We start from the raw sequence: 22,914 nt of genomic DNA, 5'->3' as shown, positions 1-22,914 counted from the left end.
GCCCGCCCCGGCCCCGCATCCAGCCCGGCACCGGCAGCAGCGGCCGGACCACGACCCACTCCGCCTCCGTCATGTCCGACGGGTACCGGGCCCGGCGCGTGCCGTTGTCGGCGGCGTTTCCGAACTGGTGCGCCAGGCAGTCACACCCCGGGGTGACGGAACTGGACTGCCCTGCCATCGACACGGAACACTCCAACACCGGGGCCTCCTGACGTTGTTCGTTGATTCGACACCACCGAACTGTTCAGAAGGCCCCACCTTTATGCGCCAACCCCGCAACCACTACCTGAACGGGAACCCCGGTTCGAACCGCATCCCGCACGGTCGGAACGACAACAGCGACTTACGGTGGGCGTTGTCTTGTTCCTCACCCGTCAGCAGGGCCAGATGGGGGCGTTTGCGATGCGGCGTGACCATCCCGCAGTTGAGGTAGGTGCCGTCGCCCAGCACAGTCACGGGTGGCGTCCCGCCGAGTGGTGTAGCCGGCCAGCTTTGGCTGCGCCGCAGGTCGCGACCGGGTTCGGCCTGACGCGCCGGGCTCATGGCAGCCCGCGCTGCCCTGACCAGCTCGCGCACCGGCGTGGTACTTCGGCCCGGCCGACCGGTCACACACCATCCGGACCGGCGAGGTCCGGATGGCTACGCCACTCGGCGGGACGCCACCTGGGATAGCACCTGCTTTCCAGACAACGTGCACCTAAGTGAGCGATCTTCGCACCGCCTCTACCAGCGTGTGCGCACGCATATCGTCAGCTCCCCCGATGACGTTGTTCATCGCGTAGCTGAAGGCAATGCCCTGCCGAGGGTCGGCGAAGCCTAGTGAGCCGCCTCGTCCCGTGTGGCCGAACGAGCTTCGGTCAGTCATGGGGTTAGTCTCGGTAGACAGCATGTATCCGGTACTGAATCGGCTGGGAATCAGCATCACCTGATCCTTGCCGCTGGCCTGCTCCTTGGTCGCCGCTGCCAGGGTCTCCGGAGCGAGCAGGCGCACGCCGTCCACCTCGCCGATCAGGGCGGCGTACATGCGTGCCAGGGCGTGGGCGGTGCCGATGCCGTTGGAGGAGGGGAGTTCCGCAGCCTGGACCTCGGGCGAGTCGAAGTCGATTTCGGCGGGGTCGGTGACCGCGAAGGCACGGTTGCTGAAGGAGTTCGGGTCGCGCCAGGCGGCGACCAACTCGCGGACTTCCTCCGGGACCGACTCGGCGGGGACGGTGGTGAGGTCGACGGCCGGTCGCTGGTACGACATGCGGCTGACCCGGTGCCGTTCCCGCGTCGGCAGTCCGATGAAGAAGTCGAGGCCGAGAGGGGCGGCGATCTCTTCGGCGAAGAAGTGGCCCGGCGTCCGGCCGGAGACCCGGCGGATCACCTCGCCGACGAGCCAGCCCCAGGTCCGGCCGTGGTAGCCGTGGGCCGTGCCCGGCGTCCACAGGGGGCACTGGGCGGCCAGCGCGGCTGTCATCGGATGCCAGGCCAACGCCTCGTCCAGGGGGATGGGTTGGTCCAGGGCGATCAGGCCGGCGCGGTGAGAGAGCAGCCACCGTACGGGGATGTCCGCCTTGCCGTTCGCGGCGAACTCCGGCCAGTACGTCGCCACAGGTGCGTCAAGGTCCAGGGCACCGCGTTCGGCGAGCATGTGGGCCGCGGTAGCCGTGGCTCCCTTGGTGGCGGAGTAGACGAGTTGCAGTGTGTCCCGCGTCCACGGCCTACCGGTCTCGGCGTCCGCGACGCCTCCCCAGAGGTCGACCACCGGTCGGCCGTGGTGGTAGACGCACACCGCCGCGCCGATGTCCCCGTGTTGTGAGAAGTTCGCCGCGAACGCCTCACGCACCGGTTCGAACCCAGCCGCGACCTCACCATGGATCGTCGTCATGGGGTCCATCCTGGCACCGGGTTGGTGAGACCGGAGAGGTGGGCTCGATCGCCACGAAACGCACGGATCGAGGGTCACACCGCGACGGGCAGCGTCTGAAGCCGTTCGCGGAATTCACGGACAGACGGGACGGACTTGCGCGGTTCGAGCCGCGCGGAGAATTCCTTCAAGCGGTCCAAGGCCCGTATGGAACTTATGCTGCTCTCCAGCAGCTCGGCGCCGTAGTTCGCGGCGTCGAGCGCCCCGTCGAGGTCGCCGCCGGCGAGCCGGGCCTCGGCCAGGCGGCTGGAGCGTACGGCTTTGTCCCTGGGAGCCGCGCTCCACACGGAGGCTTCCAGGGAGCCCGTGGCGCGCTCCACCTGACCGGACCGCAGCAGCACCTTGCCCTCGGTCGACCGCAGTTGGGCCTCGCCGTACCAGGCCAGCCAGTCCGGATTCTCCTCCGTCCTGCGCTGGTCCCAGAGGGATACGGCGTGGTGGAGCGCTGTTCCGGCCTGGCGGTGGTCGCCGTCGCGGGACAGTGCCTCGGCCTTGTGCAGGTAGAGGAAGGAACGGGTGTACGGCGACAGCGTACGAGGAGCGTTGTCGATGGCGGTGGTGATGAGGTGGACGCGGTCGGCGGTCCGCCCGGCCTCGGAGACATGGACGCCCATCTCGGCGAGGACAAAGGCACCGAACGCGTCGTCTCCTGCGGTGCGGGCTCCGCGTAAAGCGCCGACGTAGTACCGCTGTCCGACGGACCGCAGCCCCGCGTCGTAGGCCATCCAGCCGGTCAGGTGGGACACCCGGGCAGCGAGAGCGTAGAGGCGGATACGGACGTTCTCCGTGCACCGGCCGACGCTCAGGAGGCCAGTGACGAGGGCGAGATCGCCGCGAGCCTGTTCCAAGAGCGTGCCTCCGCCGAGCTGGTCGTCGAGGGTGCGAAGCGTGCTGATGCGCTGCTCGATCGTCGCGACCATCGTGTCCGTGACCTGGTCACCGTCGAGAGCCGCAGCGAAGGCGGACGGCGCGTCCACCCAGCTCGCCGCGAGACCGGTCAGGGCGGCGCCGGTGATGGTGAGGAATCCCCGGCGGTCCATGCGGCCGCTTCCCACGAGTTCGGACAGCGCCTCGACCGTACCGGCCTCGGTCCATGGAGCGGAAAGTGTCGTGACGTCCCAGACCGGCAGCCAGCGGGGCCACTCCTCCTCCCGCGTCCGCTCGTACGGGACGCGCAGTAAGTCGGCAAGCACGCGTTGGGCATCCGCGTCGGGTTCCTGCCCGTGTTCCCACTTCCACACGGTGGTGCGGTTGGTGGCGAGCGGGATGCCGAGCGATCGTCCGTGCGCTTGCATGAGCCTCGCGAACTCGGCCTTACCCCATCCGCGCGTCTGACGAAGAAAGCTCAGCGGGTGGACCGCCAACGATTCACCAGGCATGTCATCACTCCCGTCATCGCCTCACGGCGTAGTGGGGAGGTTACTTCGCGTGGCCGTGTGCGGGTAGGGCGTCATCAGGAGGAACCCCCTGGAAACGTTCCGCCCCGCTCACCGGAGCCCTTCACTGAGTATCAGCCGTCGAGCGAGCCCTCGCAGGGCGTCTGTCGGACGGCTTCTCAGATCGGCGGCTCCGCCCCTGTTCCCCCGTCGGGGACGGGGCCGCCCTCCCACGTCTCGGAGGCGTCCGCCATGCCCACACTCGTCCATCGCTTCGTCCTCGCGGGCGGGGAAAGGGAAGTCTCCCTCGCCCGCCGTGAGGTCGTCGACAGTGTGCGCGCGTGGGGCGTACCGCTGGACGACGAGACAGCGGACACCATTCGCCTTGTCGCATCTGAACTCATCACCAACGCTGTGGTCCACGGTGAGGGACCAGTCACTGTCGAGCTGCACCACCGGCCGGGCCACCTGGTGATCGATGTCCTCGACGACAACCCCACCGGCCCGAGTACGAGTTGGGCCCGCGATGACGACGAGAACGGGCGCGGTCTGGCATTGGTCGAGTGCTTGGCGTCGCGGTGCGTCTGGGAGCCCGCCGGCCGCGGGAAGCGCGTTCGGGCCGAGATCGCACTTCCCACAGCGACGCCTACCGTCCGCAGAGTTGCGCGACGTGCGCTGGTCGCACTGCGGCCGAGGCTCAGAACCGTTGATCCGGCAGCGGTCGAGCCGGAATCGCTCAGTTCGGTGGTCGCGTAGTGGGACGACACGCGTTACCCGCCAGTCGGCTTCCCGATCACGACCTTGTCTTCCGTCCCACTCGGCGCGACACCGACTCGGCCACCTGCAAGCCGACGGCGGACGCGCTGTGGGACCGCCACGAGTGGCGGACGCACGGAACGTGCTGGCTGTGGTGCGGACGCGACGACATCGAGGTCACCTGGATCGGGCCCGTATGGTCGAGCGGCCTGCATGCCGCCCTCCACGCCTGCCGTGCGTGTCTCTATGAGCTGGATCAGCGCGTTCTCGAGACGGTCATGCGCCGGGACACGGGCGGCCTGACGGCCGACCGAGATCCTGGCCGGTCGCCGGTGGGTGACCGCGGAACAGCGCGCCCCCAATGACCGCCACCCCACGGCAAGCCCTGCTCCCCCGGCCGTGGGGCGGCCGGTGACCTCCCGCCGGAGCCCTGGCGGGAGAACCAAAGAGGAAGGAGCACGACGTGACAGAACCCACGGCACCGCCTCCGGCCCATAGCGGCCTCCTGGTCGCGGTGGAGGAACTGACCGCCGTCCACGACCGGTACGACAGCCTCCGGTCGGACAACCAGGGAAGCTCCGGCGACGCGCCGTGGCCGGGCGGCGACGGCAACCTGCACGACAGCGAGTAGGCACCAAGCGGTGGGGGCCGGCGCGGTCGCCGTACCGGCCCCCACCGCGTCCGCATCACGTGGTCGAACCCATGGAGGACAGAGCGATGGACCATCGATTGATCAACGCCATCGAGACGGCGCTCGGATGGAGCGGAGCCGAGGAACTGGGCAAGGGCTTCGTACGCGGAAGCCTGGACGACCCCGCGCTCGTCTCACGCATCATGACTCCGAACCGCCTGCTCGACATCGCGATGCGAAGGAGCCTGAACCGCCCGCAGTTCCGGTGCTTCCAGAAGGGAGAGGAGGTCCACCCGGCCATCTACTACACCGACAGCGTCAGCCCTCGGGGCCAGAGCATCCCCATGGTCAACATGCGCAGTCTCGGCAGGCTCCTCGACGAGGGCGCCACGGTGATCATGGACCAGGCCAACGTCTTCGATCCGACGATGGAGGTCGCGTGCCGAGCACTCCAGTGGTGGTCCCGCGAGCGCGTCCAGGTCAACGCGTACCTGACCACGAACGACGCCTCCGGCTTCCCTCTGCATTGGGACGACCACGACGTCGTCATCGTCCAGCTCGCGGGTGAGAAGGCGTGGGAGGTCCGCGCGACCTCGCGGAACGTCCCGATGTACCGGGACGCCGACCCCAACGCCACTCCGAGCGACGAGATCATCTGGTCCGGCACGATGCGGACCGGCGACGTCATGCACATCCCCCGTGGCCACTGGCACCAGGCGACGCGTACCGGCAGCGGTTCGGGAAGGAGCCTGCACGTCACCTTCGGCATCACCAAACGGACGGGCGCGAGTTGGCTCGCGTGGCTGGGCGACTGGTGCCGCGAGCGCGAGGTCTTCCGCCATGACCTCGACCGTCGGGAGAGTGCGGACAGCGCGGCTCTGGCCGAGGCCGCCGTCCAACTGGTCCGTGAGCGCTCGTCGGCCGATTTCCTCAGGGCGTACGAACAGGAGGTGGCGCTGCCTCGTCACGTGCCGTTCCTCGACATCTTCGGATCGCTCGACGTCGTCGTGTGCACGACCCACTTCCCGCCCCGAATTAACGAACTCGGTGAGGCCGTCGACGTGGTGGCCTCCGGGAAGAAACTCACCTTTGCGGCCAAGGCGCTGCCCGCCCTGCGCCTGCTGCTCAGTGGTCGGCCGGTCGTGCTGGAGCAGGCAATAACCGTCGCAGGTACCGAAGTGGCGGACATCGCCGAGATCCTGGTCAAGGAGGAGCTGTGCGCGGTGCTGACCCCCGAATTGTCCTCGGGCTACACCGGTCTCGTCACGAACGCCGTCTCCTGACCGGGGCTCTCGACCTCGGCGTCACCGCGCTCGACACCAGCAGCAACTACTTCGGTTTCCGTTCACATCGAGTCCTGGCGGAGATCGCCGGCGACCTTCTGCCGAGATTCACGATCTCCACCAAGGTCGGCTACTTTCCGGGGCCGGACGGGGCGGAGCACGGTCTGGACCTCGTACGCCTGCGAAAAGCCGTAGAGCAGACGGTCAAAGACCTCGGGCGAGAGCCGGACCTGGTGTTCCTGCACAACCCGGAGCATTCCCTCGGCGAAGATGCACCCGCGCGCCAAGCTGTTCTTGCCGAGGCGTGCGCCACCCTCAACGCCGCTGTGGCGGAGGGGCTTTGCGCTGCGTGGGGCATCGCCTCGTGGACTCCGTCGACGCTGCTCGGTCTGGTCGACGCGACCGTACCCAAGCCGAGCGTCCTGATGACGCGCGCCGGTCTGCTCGTCGGCGCTGGGCAGTTGGATGCCTCGGAGGGCCTCGCCAGGGTGTGGGGCATGAGTGACAGCGAAGTGTGGGGAATGAGTCCGTTCGGAGGCGATAGCCGAGCCCCGGTGTGGGACAGGGTCGACCCACGGGTCTTCCTCCGGGATGGCAACCACCTGTCACGCGTACAAGCCGCGTTCAGAGCTGCCTATCACCTGCCACAGGTCGGCTCCGTCGTCGTAGGCACCGATGAGCCCGCCCACCTGGGCGACCTCGTCGGCGCCTTGGCCGACGAGGTCGACGAGCGCACCGTCCGGAAGTACCGGCGGCTTCTTCGGGACCGCTCGCCCGGTCAGTGAGTCCGAAGCTCCGCGATGACCTGTTCGGCTGTGCGCCTGGCGGGTTCCAGCCGAGGGTCCTCGGGGTGTGCGTACGGTCCGAGGATCTTCGAGCAGGCGAACAGCGTCATCAGCCTGCCGTCCCGGCTCTCGAAATCGGATCGACGCTCATGCAGAACCCGATCGGCCAGGGCCGGGACGGCGAGGGAGCTCGCCCACAGCGATGCCGAGTCCAAGCCCAGAGGCGCGTTGCCCCAGTCTTCCCAGTCGAAGAGGCAGAACGTCGTCGCCGTCATGTTCGCCCAGTTCAGGTCCGCGTGGGCCGGCACCCACCGCTCCACGGTCGTGTCGAAATCATCGGAGAAAACATCGCGGATGGACTCGGTGACGAGGGCCTGCGTGATGGTGACGGTGTCCGGTGAGGCAACCCGCGTCGTCCGCTGCGCCGCCAGCGCGTCCAGGGACGCGTTCAGCGCCTCCCACCACTCCTCCGGAAGGATCGGGGCCTCGCTCAAGATGGCGTTCCCGACGGGAGCTCCCGGCAAGAGAGCGGTCTCGTCGGCCCGCCACATCACCGGCATCCCCGCCTCCCGCCAGACCAGGCATCCGTGCCATTCGGGCTGAGCGACGCCTCCCATGCGGGCGGCTGTCTCGGTGCCGTTCCACCCCTGTTCGGGGATCTTGTCGAGCAGGCGGCGCTCGATCCGCACCCAGGTGTCGCGATCTGTCCTGCCGCCAACGGACCGGCGCTTGCGGACCAGCGTGTCCCGGACGATGTGCGTCTGCAGGGACCGCTCGACATGATCGAGGATCTCATCGACCGGCTGCACCCGTAGATCAACAGCCTGACTCGTGGAGACCGAGAGCGTCATGGAGGCGACCGTAGCAGTGGCGCGGTGGCTGATGGTGGTGGCTCGGGGCAGCTCGGATTCGACCGCCTGATAGTCCGCGGTCCTGCGCCTCGTCCCGCTCACAGCAGCCCGGCACGGCGGATCTGGCAATGGCCGAGGGGACGCGGTGATTGACCGCGCCCCCTCGGCCGGCCTTCCGGCTTATGCCTCGGGTTCGGGTGCGGGCGATTCGTGCCACTGCCCATGGTCTTGGTAGGTGTCGAGCAAATGGGCCTGGACCGGGGTCGGGTACTGCTCGAAGACGGCGATGTGCTGGAGGAATTCGTCGCTGAGTGGGTCGACGGGCTCCTCATACTCCGTTCCCCACTGTGCGGCGAAGGCCGCTGCCCGTGCCTGGATCAGCGGGGCGAAGAAGCGGTCCAGCTTGAGGTCGTCGCAGGTCGAGGCGGCGAGGGCGTCGAGAGCCTCGAGGAAGGTCGCGTCGTCTTGTACTGCCCAATAGATCTGGGCGACGAGCAGCTCTGTAGCGGCGCATATGCGGGCAGTGTCTCGGGGTCGGTGAGCCAGATAGGTGCGCGGACGTGGACCGCGGAATTCACGATGGTCACGGGTCGGGCGTCGTCGATGTTGCTCATGTTGATCGTTTCCTTTGCTGGGTGCGGTGTACGGCGGGGAGGGTCAGCGGTGGTGGGGTCCTCCTCGGGGTGGTGTCGGAGTGGCGGCGGGCGGTGGGGTGTGCGCCTGCGCTGGGGAGTTGGCGTGATGGGCTGTACTACGGGCGCGGGCTGTTGCTGCGCGGTGGTTGGGGATGGGCTGGTGGCCGAGGCGTTGGATGCGCAGGGCGAGAACGGTGGCGGGGCTTCGGGCGGTGTCGAGTTCGCGTTGGCGGGCTGCCTGGCGCAGGAGTTGGCGGGGGTCGTGTCCGCGTTGGGCGGCTTCGGCGAGTGCGCCGGCCAGGGCGGCCCATTGCGGGTCGGCGGCGATGCGTGTGGCGTGCTCGGGTACGGCGGCGGCCAGGTCGCGGGCGAAGCCGTGTTCGGTGCCGGGTGGGGGCGCGTGCTGGGCCAGGGTGGCGAGGGGGCATTGTGCGGCGTGGTCGGCCGCTTGCTGGAGGTGGGTGACGGTCTGGTGGGCGGCGTCTGCTTGCTGTTGGTTGTGGCGGCGGGTGTGCCATTGCTGGATGAGCTGGACGGCGAAGATCGTTGCGGCCAGCGCGACGGCGATGGCGCCCTCGCCCGGGGTGGTGCCGCTGGTGGCGAGGTAGACCAGGTTGCGGGTGGTCTTGCGGAACTCGCGGGTGGCCTGGTGCTTGGCCTTGGTCTGGGAGACGGTGGCCCGCGCGAGAGCCCGTTCCGCTTCCCAGAGTTGATGCCTCAGCTCGGGAGGGACCTGCCGGACGAGAACCGTGATGCTTTCGTGGAACGCGACGATGTGCGCCTGGGCGGCGCCGTCGTCTCCCGCGTCGTCGGTGAGGGCGGGGATGAGGTGGGTGTCGATGGCCTCGGCGTAGGCGAACAACGGGTGTTCGGGCCGGGTACGGCGTGCGGTCGGATGCTCCTCCGGGGCCGGGTTCGCGGCCAGACGTTCGCTCACCTGGGGCCAGGACAGGTCCTTGGCCAGGTCGGAGGCGGCGAACCAGACGGGCTTGCCCTCCTTGTTGACGTCACCGGGACGGTTGACCTTGTAGCCGGCGATGTCGCCTGACTCGGTGAACCGGCGGACGTGGATGTTCACGCCGAGGCCGGTCTCCAGGAGGTCGAAGAACCCCTCGGGCGTGGTGGCGTGGGCGAGTGCGGTGCGGATCTGCTCCCGCAGCCACTCTCGCGACGACTGCTCCCAGCCGTGCCGCTCCGCCTTGTACTTCTCGGCGCTGGAGGGCCGGCGGGAGGCGGTCCTGTCGCCGGACTTCAGGCGCCGCAGGCCGAGTTCGCGTTCCAGCTTGCGGCATTCGTCCTGGGCTCGCTGGGCGGCGCCGTGGTCCCGGGGCGCTCGGCCGTCCTCGCGCACGTAGGTGGCCATGATGTGGATGTGGTCCGCGGCGTGCCGGACCGCGATCCACCGGCAGGCCACATCGTCGCCGTCAGGGGCGATGCCCGTCGCGTGCACGATCCGCCGTGCGACCTCGCCCCACTCCGCGTCGGACAGCTCGCGGTCGCCTGGCGCGGTGCGTACCGGGCAGTGCCATACGTGCCCGCCCCTGCGTGAACGTCCCTCTGCGCGATGCCGGTTGACCGGTACGTCCAGCAGGTCGGCGAGCCGGGTGAGCGTCGCGTGCTCGTCGCGTCCGGGATCAGGTACGCCCCGGTCCAGCCAGGTGCCGACGAGATGCGGGTCAAGGTGCTCGTCCTGCTTGCCGGGACCGTAGAGGTAGCCGAGCAGGCCCCGGCTGTCGGAGCCCAGCTTCCGCTGGATGTCGGGGACCATCAGGCCGCTTCGTTCAGGCGCAGGGTCACCGCGTGGATCTCGGCCAGGACGTCGTCCAGCCGCGCCAGGGTGCCTTCGACCCGCTCCGGTTCCACGAGGACGCCCATGTGACCTTGCCGGACGAGCTGGTTGAGGTTGTTGCCGACCTTGCCGAGCGCGTACAGGGCGCGGCCGAGCTCCTCGCCGAGAGCGCGCTCCGCCCGCTCGTGCGGGAGAAGGGCAGCTATCCGGTTGGTGGCGACCGCCACCGTGGCGTCCGCAATGAAGCCGGAGAACGACGGTCCCCGCTCGGCGACCGCCCGCTCGACAACGGCGATCTCGGCGGCGGCGAAGCGGGTGGAGCGGTGCCGGTCACGCGGTTCGGCGCCGCGTGGGCGCAGGCGCCGGGGCTTCATCGGCCGACTGTCGGGGTGATCGACCGACAGGCGTGGGCGGTCCAGGGCGGCGACGCCGTCGTGGAGGAACACGGCGAGGGTGACGCGGTCGGCATCGGGATCGGCTTGGGCGTTGGGCTCTGGTGTGTTCATCTGATCGGCGTCTACGCGCGGCGTGACAAACGGCTGCACGGACGTGAGTTCGTCCGAGTCGCAGCTGCCCCCAGCCGCGACGTTCAGGTCCGGCGCCCCCGCCGGACCCGCCTCTGCCACCCCCGGGGCGGAGGCACTCGCATCCGTGCCGCCAACGGTGGTACGGATGCCCAAGCTTGCTCCCCCGCAAGGCTGGGGACTGGCTGCTCCGTTGCAGGTCAGTGTACTTGGCGGGGTGCGCTCCTCGCCTGCGTGATCGTTGGCGTCGTGGTGGCGGGACATGCGGTTCTCCGGAGTTCGTCGAGCGTTACGGAGGCGAAGGCGAGCGGCCGGTAGGGGTGACCTGGTGTGGCCGCCCCGCGTGGCCAGTTCAGTTGTTGCTGGGGTGGGGTCGGGCTTGCTCGCTGGGCTGGAGGGATTTGAGGGCTTCGGTGATGCGTTCGTTTCCTGCGGAGATTCCTTGGGCTTCGATGGCCTGGCGGGCCATGGCGCGGGTGGTCTGGCCGGAGTCCGGGTGCGCCCGGTGGATGATGTCGGCGAGCTGCTGGATCGACGCCTCTGCCTTGCGTCCGCCACGCCCGGTCTGTGGGCGTTCGCCGGGAGCGCTGTTCAGTTTCTGGACGGGGCGTTCGTCGTCCTGGCCGGTGATGCCCGCCAGTTCGGGCGGGGTCCTGTCTTCTGTTCCGGCCGCCGTGCCGAGCCGGGCTGCGGGCTGGCTGGCCGGCTCGTCCTGCGAGGGCGTGGTGTGCTCTTCGGCCGGAATCATGGTCGGGTCTGCCGGAATCATGGTGGGAGTTCCGGCCGTTGGCGGACGGCTGCTGGTGTGGCGGCCGATGAGGATGTGCATGTGGGTGGCTCCGGCCAGGGCCAGCGGGGCTATCGCGGACAGCACGGCCACGGTGTGGTTGCCGAGGGTCAGGGTGCGGACGCCGGGCTGGTTGAGGCGGACGGCGTGCAGGGCGTTGGCCCACAGGCTGGCCGCGGTGGCTGTGCCCAAGAGGGTCCAGGCGTAGGCGCGGGCGGGCCAGGGTGCGTCGCGCAGGACCAGCAGCGCGCGGACGCCGTAGGCGATGAACCCGTCGATGACCAGGGGGAAGAGGTAGGCCAGGTGCGGACGTATGTGGACGGCGACGGCCATCTGCCGCAGGGCGTCGTACGACAGGGCGCCGCCGGCCAGGCCGAGGACGATGAGCGTGAGCGGGTCCCACCAGGATGTTCGTCGGGCGGAGGCGGGCTCGGCTGCCGGGGCCTGGTGGGCGGGTGGCGGTGGGGCGGTGGTGGGCATGACGGCTCCAGTCAGGGACGTGCTGGTGGCGGGGTGCTCCGGGGCATGCCGGAGGAAGGCAGGGCGAGGAGGGAGCACGGGCGCGGGTGCGAGTGGCCGGCGACCGGCCGCTACTGGCGCGGGTCGGGGCGCGGACGTGGGCACACGGCGGCCTGCCGGCCGCTGAATGCGGTGGCGGCGGACGGTGCGGTGGCGAGGGTCAGGCTCTGGCGGGAAGGAGCCGACCCGGGCCGGTGTTCAGAGCGGCGCGGACGCTGGCCCTGCCACGGGCGGCGACGCTCGCGCGGGCCGCCATATCCTCGCTTTGTCCGGGCTCGCGGGCGAGACCCGCGCAGGAGCGGCAGACGCCTGAGTGCGGGACCGGGCGGGCGCACGTGCCGCACTCGGACCAGCGCGGCGTGGCCGGGACGGCCGGTTCCGACGCCGGGGGAAGCTTGCGGGTGAGGCGGTCGCGCAGGATCGCCGGGGCGCTGTGGACGCGGGCGGGCAGGCCGCCGAGGAGTGCCGCGGCCAGGTCGCGCTGGCCGTAGCCGCGCTCCAGCCATGGGGTGACCAGCGGTGCCAGGGCCATGGCCTCGACGGTGCCGAGCCGTAGGCGCGGCTCGGGCCGCAGCACCCGGAACAGCGTGGAGACCGCTTCGCCGACAGCGGCGTCGGCCGGACCTGTCGTACCGGTCCCGTCGGGCTGGATCGTGGGCGGCTTCCCCCGCCCGCCCTCCCCTACGGCCGACCCGGCGTCTGCGGGGCGTGACCGCTGGGCGGGGAGGGTGGGTTCTTTCCCACGGTCCTTTACGGGGTGGGCGCCACGGTCATCGGCTGCCGCTTCACCGGATCCCGGACGGGTGAGACCCGGACCGAGCTGCGGACTGTCGTACACGTGACTTTCGCTGACGAAAGTGCCGTCCGGGCGGCGCACCCGCTCGACGCGGTAGTACCCGGCTGCGGTCAGCTCGCGCAGAGCCTTCGCCACGGTGAGGCGGCCCTGCGGGCTGGTGTCGGCCATGTGGCGGCCGTCCTCGCGCCAGCCGTCGGGCCGGGAGAGGAGGTCGGCCAGCAGGCCGCGGGCGGTGTAGGACAGCCGCCGGTCCTGCAGCAGCGTGTTGGGCAGGACGGTGAAGCCGCGCGCATGGCGGCTACGATGAATCTGCATGAGGAGCTTGATCTCCTTGTGCCGGACCCCGGAGCGTTGGCGCGCTGCCGGGGTCACCCTATTGAGTTCGTCGGTGACAGAACGTACCACGCAAAGCAGGCCCAATCGCCCGGTGCGCGAGAGAAATTGATCACGCATCAGGCGCTGAGAGACAGCCGGCACCGACGTCCGTTCACGCCGGTCAGCACTGCCGGGACAGTGGTCCACCGAGGCTCCGCCGACCACACGCCCGGCGCGCTGGCTGACCGGCGGTGCAGACGGCCGCTGCCCGGCGCAGGCGGGCGGCGCATGCGCGGCGAGAGACAGTCGGGACGTAGGCTGGTACATGGAACTTCCTCACTTTGACGCCGCATCGGCTGGCAGGCCAGCAGCGCCGGGATAGATCGTTTAGGGCGGTCGTCCGGGAGTCCTTACGGCCCTTGGCGCTCCAACGCCAGGGGCCTCTCCCTTGTCTGGGCCCGGTCAGGCGGCCTGGGCGTAGGTCGAGCGGGAGAGCAGGTCCGCGAGCCGGGCGGCGCTGCGCGGACTGATCGTCGTGACGAAGCCGGCGCAGACGCGTTGCAGCGCGGCCTCCCGGGCCTCGTCCGCCACCGGGCGGCGGCCGGGAACTGCGGGCTGGGTCGCGGCAGGCCGCAGTTGGGGTTCGGGCATGGGTGTGTCCTCAGTACGGCACGGGCTGGCAGGCCGTGTGCCGTGGGGTGGTGCGGGCGGGCGGTCGTCATGCGCTCCGGCGGGCGGTCGTCATGCGCTCCGGCGGGTGGTGCTCCAACACCACAGGGCCGGGCGGCCGTCGGCCGGAGGTCTGGCGAACTCCGTGCGGCGGATGACAACAATGATCCGCAGAAAACGCGTTTTGCCTGACGGCATTTTCCGGGCTATAAGGCGGACCGGAACACCGCCTTCGGGGTCGGTCCTCTCCATGACTCCACCGTCTCCCCCATCGATCTCACGCTCCCTGGCTTGCCAACAACAGCGTCGTTCAGCACGCGAAACCCAAGTCCGGCTCGTGCACCGGAGCTGACAGTGCCACGCAACCGTGGACTGGGTGAGGCCGCGAAACCGTGATAGAAGCCGAAGGCCCAGCCCTGACGGGCTTCGTTCACGTTCGGTGGCTCAGGTCAGCTTCAGCGAACTGGCCGCAAGCGATCCGCTATTACGCTCGCGCTGGAGTGCCCTGGACCTGTGGCCTGGGCAGTGAAGAAAGCGACGTACGCAGCGGCGGCACACCTCCCCGCTCTGCAGCCAGCACTACTCAAAGCCTTGCTCGGCAGCTACAACGACGTCTACGGCAAGACCGAGCCGGCCGCAGCACTGGCCCTCCTCGAGCAACTGGATCTCCCGGCCGATATCGATTACCTGGAAGAGCTGCGCGCCGTCCTCTCCGCGGGCCACCCGAGCCATTACTGCAGTCCACAAGCATGGACCGAGGCTCTCCAGGCTCGTCCGTAGCCGCCATCTGGATCCCTACATCGGCAGCAGATACGCAAGGCCAGCCTCGCTTGTAGACGCGTCGTCCGCCGAGTCCGCCGTGACACCGAGGGTCATGTCCGAGCCGAGCTCCCGCCATTCATGCCCGGCTCGCGACATGGTGTCCGCCGAGGGCGTCTGCTCCCATGAGAAGGCCCCCGGAGCCGTACGGAAGACCGCGGACCGGCTGCGCTTCACGCCATGGAATGCATGCTGGCCACCAGACGTAACACAATAGTTGGAGCGGATCAGATTCGAGAACCGACGGAACCTGTCGACTTCTGAATCACAATAGACGACTCACGCAACACCGGTGATCTTAAAAGCGGCCCAGAACAGCGGATTCTCGGTAGCCTGTTGATGCAGGTGGCTGCGCCAGCCTGAAAGCACCGAGTCGATGGCCAATTCAGCGGAAAGCAATGGACCTCCTTGAGAGGGATCCTGCCAGTGACCCGCGCGCAGGTATCGAGTGGTATCGGTGAAAGCAGAGTGCGGGTTCATGCCAGCTCCGAGATAGGCATGGAGAACAGCCGAAAAGACGACCCCTTGCAAATCGGTGATCTCCCAAAGCGTGGAAATGACCGCCTTTGCCCCGCGAGCCAGGAAAGCGGACTCAAGACTTCGTAGAGTCTGCACACTACGACCGCTCCCTTCATGCGTGCCCGTTCTGCAAGCGTTCAGAATGACCAGATCGACGCCACTGAGCGTACCTTCCGCGAGAATTCTACTCGCGGTCAACGTGGCTGCCCCAAGGGAACTACCGTGCAGCACAAGTCCGGCAGCCCAGCGGTTGATATGCGTCAGGCCGTGGGCCGCCACGTGGACTATTCGCGCCCTGGACATCGCCTTCAGAATGCGATCAGGGGTCGCTTCCTCTTGAGAGATAACCTCTGCGTCGTCACATAGGCCGGCGATCAGTTCAGCCTCGCAGAGCGGGCCGACGATCGAGGAGAGCCCTGGTACGCCGTCCCCGCTGTGTGCAACCACAAGGACCTCAACGGCGACTGAATGCCGCTGCGACCCCTTGATGGCTGCCGCGAGGCGAGCCGTAGGAGCATAAGCAACGTGGTCGAAAACGTCACTCAATGTCACGGCCTGCGGGGCGCGCAGCGGAACAGCATGGAGCGGCAACAGCTCTAGAGGAGCCGTGGGACTAATTATCAACCGACCGAACTCATGCTGACCTATTATTTCAAGGATGACTTCTGCCATTTCACTGAAAGCAGCGAGCGCCTGCTTCAGGAATTCATACCACACATGCCCCGGCGCGTCCTGCGGTAGCCGCACCCATTCATCTACAACCTTACGAAAATAATTTCCCCGGGAAAGCTCCTCACACGAAGCCAGATCGAAGTTCGCGCGGCCCGCACTAGTCGTGCACGCAGCGATCTGAAGTCCCCCATAGTGGTTAATTAGGTGCGCGAAGGTTGTCTGCTCTCCCAACAACAACATGTCGTCTTCGCAACTGTCACCTGGCCTTCCCACTCCTCGATTCACATCCGCTCGGAGTATTTCCCTCGCGCGCTGCCGATCTTCGATTGCGGCTGCGACCGCCACACTTGCTTCGCGCGTATCCTTGCCGTCAAGTAGGCAGGACGCCTCCCAGGCGCGCGCGCGGGCAAGGTGCCGCGCAGCATACATGAATTTCCGATATTCGATATTATCGGACACCAAGGTAAGTTCTTCCTGGATATCCTCCGCCTTTGCGTTTTCACAGATCCAAAAAGCCACCGTACCGGTGTGGTCGAGACCTTCGTTGGCCATCTTCTGATTGATGCTCTGCGTATCGTCACCAACCAGTTGACGAAGCGCCGTGATCGCGGCATTCTTGCACGCTGACTGCAACTCCTCCGGCAGGGCGAGCCAGAAACTACCCACAGCCTTGAGTTCGCCATCGCCCGCAAGCCGGACCACGCCGAGGCGGACATACCCGACCACCGCAAGGTGCAGAAGCTCCCAAGCATGTTCCACCCAGGCTAGGGAGTAGGTGTACGGAGCGCGCAGAGGAGGACTGGGACCGCCCGGGGGAGTGGGGAACACCAGCCAGATTCTTAGCCCATCTTCATAGCCCTCGATCGTGAAGCCATACTGTGCACCTGGCTCAATCGACGCTTGCATGGCGGCCAGGTGAGTGTCAGTCTCAGCTGTAGCCAGCCAAATTGGGTGAGGGCCTCCCTGAACATGAAAGAAGCGGGTTCCACCAGTGACGACTTCTTCGACCATCCAATCGGGTACCGAGGAGCTCAGATCGCTCATGTTCGGTTCCCACAACAGAGCATCGTCCGCCAGCAGCGGAGCTTTATACATACCTCTGCCTGCTGCAAGACACTCGTCTACATAACGATCGTCTTCCGACCCGAACTTCAGCAAATCGAATTCGTACGCCGTCAGATAGGATAGGACCTGATACATCTGAGCATCCCATATATCAAGATCCTCGCGGAGCCCTACGAGAAACTCCGCCGATGGGTTCCTGATGCGATCTACCGCATTCTCCAAATCGGTGCGGCTCTGGAGGCGCTTCGCGACCTCCGCGAGATCAGGCCGGTCGGTCAACTCCGGCCTGGCCCGCAGGACGTCATCCCCTCGGGTAATCTTGATCCAGCCACCGGAGACGAGGGCCTGGAAGCACATACTCGCCCTGCCGGTAGCTGATTCGTGAAGGATATCCGGCGGCAACGAGACGTACGGATCTACAGCGTTGCGGAGGACGGTTTCCAACATATTGACCGGAGTGCGCCATACGCTCGTTAGTTCCTCGCGTACCATCTCCACGGGTTGAGTCGAGAGTCGGTGTCCAGCCCACAACTCGATGAGCAGCACATGCAAGCCGGAAACGTCCCACCAACGCTGCCACGGAACACCTTTTTTACGAACTGTTCGCAGAACAGGCATGACGAGCTCGCCAGCAATTACGCGGCGGGACACCCTGGAATCGACGAGGGCGGTTGAACGCAGGTGGTCACTGATGGCCAGCGGGGAACTGCCTTTGATATCTTCGACAGCGATGCGGGCTAGCAGGGCGGCAAGCGCTGACGGCTCGTCTGCGACCCACTGGGGGAACATGTCGTAACAACTCGGATCGGGCCCGAGTTCACGACAGACCCGCGCTGTGAGGCTCTCGGCCCAGGTAGAACGCATCCGGGACAGGTTGTCTGGCATCAGGCGCTCCTGCCTTCGCAACGGTTCACAAGTACCAAGGCAGTATGTCTAGGGCACCAGCAAGTTACGGCGCTCCCTGACGACTTCAAGCCATCAGATCCGCTGCAACGCTTGCACGAGCCATCCGGAAGGACATACGGCGATGCCGCACGCGCCCACAACTGTCGCCCAGGTAGTGATCATTCTCTTCCTGGTGCTTCCCGGCGTGACCTACCAGTTTGTCCGCGAACGCGCGCGTGGCCTGACCCCCGCCCACAGAGACCTGGGCGAACGTGTACTCCGCGCGGTGACGGTGGGCATTGCTCTCGACACGGTCTATGTCTTCCTCGCAGGCCCCGCGTTGGTGCACCTGGTCTACGACCGCCGCCAAGGTTGGTTGAAGGGGGCGGCTGAGAGTCCGCGTGTTGCAGCCCTGACGGCAGCAACCCTCTTCGTCGCCGTTCCAGCTTTCGCCGCGTGGCTCACGTCCTGGCTCTCCTCGCGAGGCAACGGGTCGACCTACGACCCGACACCCACGGCATGGGACCGGGTCTTCCAACGTCGGAGCCACTGCCTGGTGCGGGCACGACTGAAGAGTGGCCGCTGGATCGGCGGATACTACGGTGAAGACTCTTTCACGTCGAGCTACCCGCAAGCCGCGGACCTGTACTTGCAGACCGCCTGGGCTGTTTCCGCCGCCGGCTTGTTCGAACACCCCCTGGAACGTTCCGGCGGACTCTATATTCGGATGGATGATGTGGAGTATCTCGACTTCATCGAGGTACCTCCTGTAACTGCAGACGGAGACACGACCAGTGACCGAAACTCGACCGCAGTTGGACCCCAACGAGAAGAGGGGCTACAGGCCCGTCGGCAACCGACCGGAGCCGACCCAGGCCCCGCCCACGCCCCCTCCGACAGCTGAACCGGACACGGGTGCGGTCGACGAAGGGTGACTCAGGCAGGCACGCCTGAAAACTGCCACCCGCTACAGCGGGTTCTGGTCGATGCGGATCCGGTCCCAGTCCATGTAGCGGCCGAGCTTCTTCGGTTCGTCGATGACGACGCCGGAGAACAGGAACCGCAGCACCGCGTTGCGACGCTCATCCGTCATCTCGTCGGCGTCCCAGGCAGTTCGGGCGCCAGCGCCCGTAAGGCCGTCGAGGAGGACCATCGGCCGGATGACGACCTTGCGTTGGCCCTTGGTGATGCGGTCGGTGATCTCCTTGCGCATCTTCCGGTACTCCGCCGTGGACAGCTCCTTCGCCGTCCACATGTCGTTCAGCTCGGCGAGCTGGCGCTGGTCGTCCTCCACCTCCTCGGCCACGCCCTCGGAGAGGTTGCTGCTGGCGAGCCGACCGTCCACCCGGAGCTCGCTGAGCAGCTTGACGGCGGCGTCGCTGACGAAATCCTCCAGCGTAGGGGCCACGATCGCCCGGGAGCACTTCTTCTCGTCGTTCCGCCCTCGGCGATTGCACTGGTACGCGGGGCCCGCGGTCTTGGCGGTGCCCGACATCAGCGTTCCGCAGCGCCCGCACATGACCAGGCCGCGTAGGAGGTAGTACCGCTGCCGGGGCCTGCTGAGTGCCTTCTTGTGAGCTGCCGATCGGAACTCTCGCCGAGCCCTGACCTCGGCCCACACTCCCGCATCGATGATCGCGGGCCAGGTGCCGGGGCCGACCTCCTCACCCTGGTGCATGCGGATGCCAGCGACGTGCCGGGAGTCGAGCAGGCCGCGCACAGTCCCGGCGCTCCACGCCTTACCGCCAGCTGTCCGGATACCTCGGCGATGGAGATCCTTCGCGAGCGGTGCAGCGCCCTCGCCCTTGAGGTAGCGGTCGAAGACCTCGCGGACGACCTCCGCCTCGTCCTCGACGATGGTCATGCCGTCCTTGGTGTAGCCGAACCGCCGCATGCCGCCCTGCGGCTTGCCCTCCCGGGCGCGGTCCTGCATCGCGGACTTCAACCGGCGCGAGGTGTCGTCGGAGGAGCGGCAGGCATGCGCGACCTCGATCCGCAGGATGAAGCGGTCGTCAGGGTCGGACAGGTCGCGCCGGTTCGCCTCACCGTGGAGGGTGATGGCGTGGTCGTCGGACACCTGGAGCAGCTCTTCCAGGTCGCGAGGCTGCCGCATGAGCCGGTCCGGGTGGTAGGCGATGATGTGCCGGAACCCACGATCCCGGGCGTCGTCCAGCAGGCGGTCCCAACCGGGGCGCTTCCGCTTGCGGCTCCAGGCGGAGCGGCTGTTGTCCACGAAGACGTGGGCCGGGTTGATCACCAGCCCCCTGCGCTCGGCGATCTCCCGGCAGATCCGCTCCTGCCGGTCGACGCCCGTCTGGTCGTCGTCGTCCGCCTGGGATATGCGGCAGTAGACCGCCGCCGGCTCACCGGCGACCGTGGTTCTGGGGGTGCCCTGGGTGGGCCTGGTGCGCGACATGCGAATGAGTGTATGAAAACGGAGTGGCCTGGGTGACGGGGTCGCGCGAACTGGTGGCCGCGGTCCGCACGACGAAGCAGTTCCTGACCTACGTCGCCTCCGGCCCCTTCCAGTACGCCGTCGCCGAGGCGCTCGCTCTGCCCGACGCGTACTACGGGCACTTCCGCGACGACCTGCGCGCCAAGCGCGACCTCCTCGACGCCGGCCTGCGCGACGCGGGCTTCGCCGTCTACGAGCCCCAGGGCACGTATTTCATCACCACCGACATCGCCGAACTCGCCCCCGGCGAGGACGCACTGACCTTCTGCCGCACACTCCCGCACAAGAGCGGCGTCGTCGCCGTCCCCAACTCCGTCTTCTACGACCACCCCACCGCCGGCCGCACCCAGGTCCGCTTCGCCTTCTGCAAAAAGCACGACGTCCTCACCGACGCAGCCTCACGCCTCCGCAGGGCCTTCAACGGCTGAGACCCTCGAACCGCGGGGGCTGATTCCGGTGTGCTGACCACGGGCGAAGGACCGTCCGCATCGAGCGGTCCTGCTCACCGCCCGCCGGGCCCCGCTGCGGCGCAGGAACCCCCGCATAGGCTGGCGGGCCCAGCCCACGCACCGCGACGAGGATCAGCCCATGCCCAGCACCACCAGGATCCGCCTGATAGAGCCCGCCGACGCCGCCCCGATCGCCGCGCATCGGGCCCGCGACATGGAGGCTTTCCGGCGCTGGGAACCGGTCCAGCCGGCCGACTTCCTCACCCCTGAGGGCCAGGGGGAGCGGATCGACAAGCTGCTGGCCGGACATCGGGCCGGCACCGTATGGCCGGGTGTGGTGCTCGCCGACGACCAGGTGGTCGGGCAGGTCACCGTCGGAGGCATCCTGCCGCAGCCGCACCTGTGCCGCGCCTCACTCGGATACTGGATCACCGGTCTCGCCCAGAACCAGGGCCATGCCGGGCAGGCCGTCGCACTCGCCCTCCGGATAATGACGGACGAACTCGGACTGCACCGGGTCGAGGCGTCCACCAACCTGGAGAACCTGCCGTCGCAGCGGGTGCTGCGCCGCAACGGCTTCAGCCCGTACGGCGTCGCGCACTCCTCGATCTTCCTCGACGGGAGCTGGCGGGACGGGCTGTTGTGGGAACGGATCCTCGCCGACTGATCGCGGCGACTGATCGCCGGGCCGGCTGTCGTGGTAAGACCGGGTGCGGTCATGTTGCCGTCGTGGTCGGAGGGCGCCAAGAACGTCGGGATCCTCGTGCTGCGCCACGCGGTCGCCGTCCTTAGTCGGCAGTTCGGCACCCGGCCGCGCCTGACATGGCCGACCCGCGCCGTACTCGCCGCCCTCGCCCGGCACCGGCCCAGCAGACTGCGTCGCCACCGCCTCGTCATTCCGGGAACCCTTCCGTCCTGGCACCCCCGGCTGCTGCGGTGGAAGTGGAAACAGAAACCCGCCCGACCCGGGCGCCCAGCGATCCCCGAGGAACTCAGCGCCCTCATCCCGCGCCTCGCCCACCAGAACCCCACCTGGGTCGACATCGTCTTCATCACGGACGGCATCGAAATCCAGGCGCGTAGAGCGCTGCGGCACCTCCCGACCGGCGCCGCGTGCGGCCTCACACCCGTTCTCTCGCCCCGCCGCGCCGCACCAGGGACGGCGTGAGCCGATCCACCGGTGCGCAATCGCGGAGGCGCGGATGGCGTTCCCCTACGAGGCCACCTTTGAGGACATCGGCCATGTCTCACCTGCCGTGCGGCACCTCAGCATCGGCATCCTCACCCTGGAGCCGGCCGGGTCGGCTACCGCGCCACGGCGCTTACCGGGGACTTCACGTACATGCACCCTCAGGGCTGCATCGAGAGCCCGACTCGGACCCAACATGGACTACCCTTGGTACATGTCCATGAAGCGCACCAACGTCTACGCCGACCCAGAAGACCTGGCGATCATCAAGGAAGCCGCCACTCGCCGCGGCATCAGTGAAGCCGAGATCATCCGTCAAGGCATCCACCTCGCGGCCATGGCAAATCGCATTTGGGACGAACCACTCTTTTCCCGGACCTTCGAAGGCACCGGCCGTACGCCCTCGAAGGAGGATGTACGCGACGCAGTGGCCAGTGCCGCCCTCAAGGGCAGCGGGTCGGAAAACCCTTCATGATCATCGTCATTGCCGACACCTCTGGCCTTCTGGCCGCACTGGATTCGGCACACCCGGAACACGACGGGGCCGGTGAGGCCCTCATGAAAGCCGGACTCCTCGTGATGTCCCCACTGCTTCTTGCCGAGATCGACCACGTCGCCACCCGTGAGCTGGGACGGGATGCCGCAGTCAGCGCCATCGACGACATCAGGCGCTGGATGCGGGTGAGCAGGATCGTCGTACCGGAGATCACCGAGATCCACCTGGCAACCGCCCAATCGGTGCGCGCCAGATACAGAGCGCTCAACCTCGACCTTGCCGACGCCGTGAACGTCGCGCTCGCCGCGGATTACGACACCGATGCCATCCTCACGCTCGACCGCCGAGACTTCCGCGCCGTCCGCCCGCTGGGTCGGCACAAGTCCTTCCGTATCCTGCCGGACGACCTGCCTCTGTAGTGAGCGTGTGAACGAGGAGTGGCCTGGGTGACGGGGTCGCGCGAACTGGTGGCCGCGGTCCGCACGACCAAGCAGTTCCTGACGTACGTCGCTTCCGGCCCCTTCCAGTACGCCGTCGCCGAGGCGCTCGCCCTCCCCGACACGTACTACGCCGCCTTCCGCGACGGCCTCCGCGCCAAGCGCGACCTCCTCGACGCGGGCCTGCGCGACGCCGGCTTCCAGGTCCACGTCCCCCAAGGCACGTACTTCATCACCACCGACATCGCCCCCTTCGGCGAGACCGACGCCCTCACCTTCTGCCGCGCCCTCCCAGAAAAAGCC

General features: G+C 67.8%; 21 protein-coding genes and 2 pseudogenes. 12 read left to right on the top strand and 11 right to left on the bottom strand.

Annotated elements, in window-relative coordinates; genetic code table 11:
- From BUE44_RS39105 to BUE44_RS34590, 3 genes are all read right to left on the bottom strand, one after another.
- A partial coding sequence (locus BUE44_RS39105) for a transposase (RefSeq protein ID WP_235002756.1) occupies positions 1-199 on the bottom strand: 199 nt, incomplete at its 3' end.
- Positions 200-697: 498 nt separating this feature from the next.
- A complete protein-coding gene (locus BUE44_RS34595) occupies positions 698-1,870 on the bottom strand; it encodes a serine hydrolase domain-containing protein (protein ID WP_073502986.1) in 1,173 nt (390 codons plus the stop codon).
- Between the two features lie 74 nt (positions 1,871-1,944).
- Entirely contained in the window at positions 1,945-3,288 is a 1,344-nt protein-coding gene (locus BUE44_RS34590; protein ID WP_073502985.1) for a transcriptional regulator, read from the bottom strand.
- Positions 3,289-3,537: 249 nt separating this feature from the next.
- Here BUE44_RS34590 and BUE44_RS34585 point away from each other — a divergent pair, with 249 nt between their 5' ends.
- The 4 genes from BUE44_RS34585 (at position 3,538) to BUE44_RS34570 (ending at position 6,740) form a co-directional block, all read left to right on the top strand.
- Positions 3,538-4,041: an ATP-binding protein gene (locus tag BUE44_RS34585; RefSeq protein ID WP_073502984.1), complete on the top strand. Its 504-nt coding sequence runs from the start codon at positions 3,538-3,540 to the stop codon at positions 4,039-4,041.
- 463 nt (positions 4,042-4,504) lie between these two features.
- Complete coding sequence (locus BUE44_RS38200) at positions 4,505-4,672, top strand: hypothetical protein (protein ID WP_200804622.1); 168 nt, start codon at positions 4,505-4,507, stop codon at positions 4,670-4,672.
- 86 nt (positions 4,673-4,758) lie between these two features.
- Positions 4,759-5,955: a JmjC domain-containing protein gene (locus BUE44_RS34575; RefSeq protein WP_073502982.1), complete on the top strand. Its 1,197-nt coding sequence runs from the start codon at positions 4,759-4,761 to the stop codon at positions 5,953-5,955.
- Positions 5,889-6,740, top strand: a complete 852-nt coding sequence (locus tag BUE44_RS34570) for an aldo/keto reductase (protein ID WP_073502981.1) — start codon at positions 5,889-5,891, stop codon at positions 6,738-6,740. The genes BUE44_RS34575 and BUE44_RS34570 overlap by 67 nt, the downstream gene beginning before the upstream one ends.
- Here BUE44_RS34570 and BUE44_RS34565 read toward each other — a convergent pair.
- The 6 genes from BUE44_RS34565 to BUE44_RS34540 all read right to left on the bottom strand — a co-directional run bounded on the left by BUE44_RS34565 (position 6,734) and on the right by BUE44_RS34540 (position 13,607).
- A complete protein-coding gene (locus BUE44_RS34565; RefSeq protein ID WP_073502989.1) occupies positions 6,734-7,591 on the bottom strand; it encodes a hypothetical protein in 858 nt (285 codons plus the stop codon). The genes BUE44_RS34570 and BUE44_RS34565 overlap by 7 nt on opposite strands.
- Before the next feature lie 657 nt (positions 7,592-8,248).
- Entirely contained in the window at positions 8,249-9,994 is a 1,746-nt protein-coding gene (locus tag BUE44_RS34560; protein ID WP_073502980.1) for a hypothetical protein, read from the bottom strand.
- Positions 9,994-10,695 carry a MobC domain-containing protein gene (locus BUE44_RS34555; protein WP_143172656.1) on the bottom strand — a complete coding sequence of 234 codons (702 nt, stop codon included), beginning with the start codon at positions 10,693-10,695 and terminating at the stop codon, positions 9,994-9,996. Before BUE44_RS34555 ends, BUE44_RS34560 begins: the two co-directional genes overlap by 1 nt.
- A gap of 196 nt (positions 10,696-10,891) precedes the next feature.
- Positions 10,892-11,806 (bottom strand): DUF2637 domain-containing protein, encoded by a 915-nt coding sequence (locus tag BUE44_RS39100; protein WP_073502978.1) that lies wholly within the window; start codon positions 11,804-11,806, stop codon positions 10,892-10,894.
- Positions 11,807-12,005: 199 nt separating this feature from the next.
- Positions 12,006-12,956 (bottom strand): hypothetical protein, encoded by a 951-nt coding sequence (locus tag BUE44_RS34545; protein WP_073502988.1) that lies wholly within the window; start codon positions 12,954-12,956, stop codon positions 12,006-12,008.
- Between the two features lie 462 nt (positions 12,957-13,418).
- On the bottom strand, positions 13,419-13,607 hold the full coding sequence (locus tag BUE44_RS34540; RefSeq protein WP_073502977.1) for a hypothetical protein: 189 nt from the start codon (positions 13,605-13,607) through the stop codon (positions 13,419-13,421).
- A gap of 531 nt (positions 13,608-14,138) precedes the next feature.
- On the opposite strand from BUE44_RS34540, the gene BUE44_RS37280 reads away from it, so the two are divergent.
- Positions 14,139-14,405: a hypothetical protein gene (locus BUE44_RS37280; protein ID WP_143172655.1), complete on the top strand. Its 267-nt coding sequence runs from the start codon at positions 14,139-14,141 to the stop codon at positions 14,403-14,405.
- A 318-nt stretch (positions 14,406-14,723) separates the two neighbouring features.
- Here BUE44_RS37280 and BUE44_RS34530 read toward each other — a convergent pair whose 3' ends face one another.
- Positions 14,724-17,585: a CHAT domain-containing protein gene (locus BUE44_RS34530; protein ID WP_079190350.1), complete on the bottom strand. Its 2,862-nt coding sequence runs from the start codon at positions 17,583-17,585 to the stop codon at positions 14,724-14,726.
- A gap of 142 nt (positions 17,586-17,727) precedes the next feature.
- Here BUE44_RS34530 and BUE44_RS34525 point away from each other — a divergent pair, with 142 nt between their 5' ends.
- Positions 17,728-18,489 (top strand): DUF6338 family protein, encoded by a 762-nt coding sequence (locus BUE44_RS34525; RefSeq protein WP_073502974.1) that lies wholly within the window; start codon positions 17,728-17,730, stop codon positions 18,487-18,489.
- A 63-nt stretch (positions 18,490-18,552) separates the two neighbouring features.
- Here the strand turns inward: BUE44_RS34525 and BUE44_RS34520 are convergent, their stop codons facing one another.
- On the bottom strand, positions 18,553-20,001 hold the full coding sequence (locus tag BUE44_RS34520) for a recombinase family protein (protein WP_073502973.1): 1,449 nt from the start codon (positions 19,999-20,001) through the stop codon (positions 18,553-18,555).
- Between the two features lie 23 nt (positions 20,002-20,024).
- Between BUE44_RS34520 and BUE44_RS34515 the strand changes: the two are divergent.
- The 6 genes and pseudogenes from BUE44_RS34515 to BUE44_RS34490 all read left to right on the top strand — a co-directional run.
- A pseudogene (locus BUE44_RS34515) lies at positions 20,025-20,468 on the top strand (aminotransferase class I/II-fold pyridoxal phosphate-dependent enzyme); the annotation flags it as partial.
- A 160-nt stretch (positions 20,469-20,628) separates the two neighbouring features.
- The gene (locus BUE44_RS34510; RefSeq protein WP_073502971.1) at positions 20,629-21,156 is read left to right on the top strand and encodes a GNAT family N-acetyltransferase; all 528 of its coding nucleotides are present in this window, start codon (positions 20,629-20,631) and stop codon (positions 21,154-21,156) included.
- Positions 21,157-21,207: 51 nt separating this feature from the next.
- The gene (locus BUE44_RS34505; RefSeq protein WP_073502970.1) at positions 21,208-21,657 is read left to right on the top strand and encodes a hypothetical protein; all 450 of its coding nucleotides are present in this window, start codon (positions 21,208-21,210) and stop codon (positions 21,655-21,657) included.
- A gap of 235 nt (positions 21,658-21,892) precedes the next feature.
- Positions 21,893-22,153 carry a ribbon-helix-helix domain-containing protein gene (locus BUE44_RS34500; protein ID WP_073502987.1) on the top strand — a complete coding sequence of 87 codons (261 nt, stop codon included), beginning with the start codon at positions 21,893-21,895 and terminating at the stop codon, positions 22,151-22,153.
- The gene (locus BUE44_RS34495) at positions 22,150-22,593 is read left to right on the top strand and encodes a PIN domain-containing protein (protein WP_073502969.1); all 444 of its coding nucleotides are present in this window, start codon (positions 22,150-22,152) and stop codon (positions 22,591-22,593) included. Before BUE44_RS34500 ends, BUE44_RS34495 begins: the two co-directional genes overlap by 4 nt.
- 18 nt (positions 22,594-22,611) lie before the next feature.
- Positions 22,612-22,914: pseudogene (locus BUE44_RS34490) on the top strand (aminotransferase class I/II-fold pyridoxal phosphate-dependent enzyme); the annotation flags it as partial.

Source organism: Actinacidiphila paucisporea, from assembly GCF_900142575.1.
GTDB classification, from domain to species: domain Bacteria; phylum Actinomycetota; class Actinomycetes; order Streptomycetales; family Streptomycetaceae; genus Actinacidiphila; species Actinacidiphila paucisporea.
This window is presented reverse-complemented; position numbering and strand designations above follow the sequence as displayed.

What these genes read in the sequence shown, in the direction of transcription:
- BUE44_RS34595 (WP_073502986.1), bottom strand. Translation starts at nt 1,870, where the DNA reads ATGACGACGATCCATGGTGAGGTCGCGGCTGGGTTCGAACCGGTGCGT.
- BUE44_RS34590 (WP_073502985.1), bottom strand. Translation starts at nt 3,288, where the DNA reads ATGCCTGGTGAATCGTTGGCGGTCCACCCGCTGAGCTTTCTTCGTCAG.
- BUE44_RS34585 (WP_073502984.1), top strand. Translation starts at nt 3,538, where the DNA reads ATGCCCACACTCGTCCATCGCTTCGTCCTCGCGGGCGGGGAAAGGGAA.
- BUE44_RS34575 (WP_073502982.1), top strand. Translation starts at nt 4,759, where the DNA reads ATGGACCATCGATTGATCAACGCCATCGAGACGGCGCTCGGATGGAGC.
- BUE44_RS34565 (WP_073502989.1), bottom strand. Translation starts at nt 7,591, where the DNA reads ATGACGCTCTCGGTCTCCACGAGTCAGGCTGTTGATCTACGGGTGCAG.
- BUE44_RS34560 (WP_073502980.1), bottom strand. Translation starts at nt 9,994, where the DNA reads ATGGTCCCCGACATCCAGCGGAAGCTGGGCTCCGACAGCCGGGGCCTG.
- BUE44_RS39100 (WP_073502978.1), bottom strand. Translation starts at nt 11,806, where the DNA reads ATGCCCACCACCGCCCCACCGCCACCCGCCCACCAGGCCCCGGCAGCC.
- BUE44_RS34545 (WP_073502988.1), bottom strand. Translation starts at nt 12,956, where the DNA reads ATGCAGATTCATCGTAGCCGCCATGCGCGCGGCTTCACCGTCCTGCCC.
- BUE44_RS34540 (WP_073502977.1), bottom strand. Translation starts at nt 13,607, where the DNA reads ATGCCCGAACCCCAACTGCGGCCTGCCGCGACCCAGCCCGCAGTTCCC.
- BUE44_RS34530 (WP_079190350.1), bottom strand. Translation starts at nt 17,585, where the DNA reads ATGCCAGACAACCTGTCCCGGATGCGTTCTACCTGGGCCGAGAGCCTC.
- BUE44_RS34525 (WP_073502974.1), top strand. Translation starts at nt 17,728, where the DNA reads ATGCCGCACGCGCCCACAACTGTCGCCCAGGTAGTGATCATTCTCTTC.
- BUE44_RS34520 (WP_073502973.1), bottom strand. Translation starts at nt 20,001, where the DNA reads ATGTCGCGCACCAGGCCCACCCAGGGCACCCCCAGAACCACGGTCGCC.
- BUE44_RS34510 (WP_073502971.1), top strand. Translation starts at nt 20,629, where the DNA reads ATGCCCAGCACCACCAGGATCCGCCTGATAGAGCCCGCCGACGCCGCC.
- BUE44_RS34505 (WP_073502970.1), top strand. Translation starts at nt 21,208, where the DNA reads ATGTTGCCGTCGTGGTCGGAGGGCGCCAAGAACGTCGGGATCCTCGTG.
- BUE44_RS34500 (WP_073502987.1), top strand. Translation starts at nt 21,893, where the DNA reads ATGTCCATGAAGCGCACCAACGTCTACGCCGACCCAGAAGACCTGGCG.
- BUE44_RS34495 (WP_073502969.1), top strand. Translation starts at nt 22,150, where the DNA reads ATGATCATCGTCATTGCCGACACCTCTGGCCTTCTGGCCGCACTGGAT.